The organism is Microcystis sp. M53598_WE2 (assembly GCF_030067735.1).
GTDB lineage: Bacteria > Cyanobacteriota > Cyanobacteriia > Cyanobacteriales > Microcystaceae > Microcystis > Microcystis aeruginosa.
Genome location: NZ_JASJFE010000550.1, coordinates 1 through 2895 on the forward strand (window position 1 = coordinate 1; position 2895 = coordinate 2895).

General features: G+C 44.7%; 2 protein-coding genes. Both read left to right on the forward strand.

The genetic code is table 11. The features are described 5' to 3' along the window. Positions 1-35 precede the first annotated feature (35 nt). Positions 36-1814, forward strand: coding sequence for a S8 family peptidase (locus PX636_RS11240; protein ID WP_288117222.1), 1779 nt, complete (start codon positions 36-38; stop codon positions 1812-1814). A gap of 250 nt (positions 1815-2064) precedes the next feature. Continuing rightward, positions 2065-2613 (forward strand): response regulator, encoded by a 549-nt coding sequence (locus tag PX636_RS11245; RefSeq protein WP_002758146.1) that lies wholly within the window; start codon positions 2065-2067, stop codon positions 2611-2613. Positions 2614-2895: the final 282 nt, after the last annotated feature.

Genomic DNA, 2895 nt, shown 5'->3' on the forward strand with positions numbered 1-2895 from the left:
ACCTTAGCTGGCAATGATCAATTCTTAGGAAATCTATGAAAAAACTTTTATTGTTAACCCTATTCATTATCGGTCTAGGATTTGCTCTCTTTAACTTTACTGGATTAGCAAATCGGGGCGAATATCAATCAATTTTAATCGACTTTAAAGACGATATACCCGTCAGCGTACTCGATGAGCAGTTAAATGCTATCAACAAAAAAGCGGGAAAACTCACCAGTTTAAATAGTATCTTTTCCATCGATGAACATCTTTACACCGTGGAAGGAGATAGCAAACTCCTGAAAACTCTCCGCAATTCCGACCTAAAAAAATACACCGAATCGATCGAAGCCGATTATATTTATCATGCTTTTATCGCCCCCAATGACCCCGACTATAGCAAACAGTGGAACCTGAGGGGAATTAACATCGAACGCGCTTGGGAAGAAAATCACGGTGAAGGGATCACCGTCGCCGTTATTGATACAGGTGTATCAATAGTTCCCGATCTGCGAGAAACCGAGTTTGTCGAAGGCTACGACTTCGTCAACGATCGCAGCAATGCCGAGGACGATAACGGTCACGGAACCCATGTAGCGGGAACAATTGCCCAATCGACCAATAATAACTACGGGGTGGCCGGCATCGCCTACAAAGCCAAAATTATGCCCCTCAAGGTGCTTTCCGGGACGGGTGGGGGAAGTGTGGGAGATATTGCCGAAGCGATCCGTTTTGCCGTCGATAATAAAGCCGATGTCATCAATATGAGTTTAGGGGGTGGAGGTGAAACCCAAGTAATGAAAGAGGCGATCGAATATGCCTATAGTAAAGGTGTGGTAATCGTCGCCGCCGCCGGTAATGCCGATGATAATTCCGCCGCCTATCCCGCCCGTTTTCCGCACGTTATCGGCGTTTCTGCGGTAGATGCCTCCGGAAATAAAGCCCCCTATTCTAATTTCGGGGCCGGAATCGATATTGCTGCCCCAGGCGGCTCCGATACGGGTAAAATTATCCAAGAAACCATCGATCCGGCTAAGGGGGGGGAACCGGCGTTCCTCGGTTTTCAGGGAACCAGCATGGCTGCCCCTCACGTTGCCGGGGTGGTAGCTTTAATCAAAGCTGCGGGAATTAAAGAACCCAGTGCAGTTTTAGAGGTTTTGCAACAGTCGGCCCGTAAGATCAATGATGATCCCTTTAATCATTTTGGGGCCGGACAATTAGACGCGGGCAATGCCCTACAATTGGCCCTGAAAGGACAGATTACTTTCCGGGATTTTTGGCGTTGGTTGCGCGATAACGGTTATCTCAATCCCCGTTTCTGGATTGATGGCGGCGCGGTGGCGGTTTTGCCCAAAATGGCCATGGTTTTGGGTTCTTATCTTCTTGCTTGGTGGCTGAGAAGTTATTTTCCCTTCTCCTGGAACGGATTTTTGAATGCTGGTCTAATTTTTGGCAGTTCTGGCTTATTTTTCCTCAGAGGTCTTTATATCTTCGATTTACCTCAATGGCCTTTCCGAGTGATGGGGAGTTCTCTTTCAGACCTAGGAGGTGTTATTCAGGGAAGTTCTGCCCTTAATCCGCTTTTTGCTAGTGTTATCCTGCCCTTTGTCCTGATTGCGCTGCTTTTGGGTCATCCCCAAGCAAAATGGTTAGCGGTGGGGGTATCTTTAGCCATGGCGGTGACTTTAGGTATCAGTGCTGTTATCCATCCTACTCTGATCTGGTTAGGTTCTGGTACGATCGCTCGGACATTTTTGGGCGTAAATGCGCTTTTATGTCTCGGTTTAGGTTATTTAGCCCTAAAAAGTGCTACTTCATCCCGATACGCTTAAACAGGGGTTACAATGGGACAATAAGGGTGATTTACCGATAAAAACCTCTTTGGTTTTGGTATCTTCCTTTTGTTTTGCATTGAGTTCTCCTACAACAGCAGCCTCGGACATTAACCGAGGTTTTTTCTTTATGGTGTATGTTAGTTTCTAAGGGTTTTTTGGGAATCCCCAATCCCTATCCCGAAAGTTTCCCCCAATACCCCCTCGAATCATCGAGTTTATCTATTGTCTCTTTTCTAAGGTGTCTATCGTGTCAAATCATAAAATTCTCGTTATCGATGACAGTAAAGTGATCAGGATGCACGTTCGCGATATGTTACCAGAGGGTAACTTTGAATTTCTCGAAGCTAAAGACGGATTAGAGGGTTATAATCTCATCCGTACCGAAAACCCGAATTTGATTATTTTGGACTTCCTTCTCCCGAAAATGAGCGGTTGGGAGGTGTTTCAGCAAATCCAAACCGAAGATAATCTCAAAAGTATCCCCCTAGTGTTAATGTCGGGACGGAAAGAGGAGGTAGTAGAGAAAATCCCCGAACCTTTCCAGCATTTTGCCTTTATTGAGAAGCCTTTCGACCAAAAACAATTGGTACAAGCGATTAAAGAAGCGAGGGCTAAGGCCAAACAATATTCCCCCAAACCAACAGTTTTTAGCCCGAAACTAGAGGAACTCACCGGGGATTATAGCACCGATATTCAGACTCTCCAGTCCCAAATTGCCCAAATGCAAACAGAAATGGAAACTATGAAGAAACAAATGTCTCAATTAGTGGCTTTTATTAAGAAAAAACTGGCCTAGAACTATTCATCCCGATTTTTGATGACTTGGGCCAGCAGTTATCCTTATCTGGCGGTGCCAATCTCTGGCTAATCTCCTATCCCTTTTAAACAGGATTTAGGATAATATGAAGTAGTCTTTATTTGGTGAGTGACTAATACTAAATCCGTTGAGTATAGGCTACTTATAAGGATAGGCACTCATGCAAAAAGAGGAATAGATAAGGCTGGCTGAATAAATCTAAAAACCTTGTTGGGTAAGACTTTTAGACCTTTTGTCAATCAAAAAGTACTGGATCTGGGA

Bases quoted from the DNA above. Each gene is read 5' to 3' on its own strand.
- PX636_RS11240 (WP_288117222.1), top strand. From the start codon at position 36: ATGAAAAAACTTTTATTGTTAACCCTATTCATTATCGGTCTAGGATTT.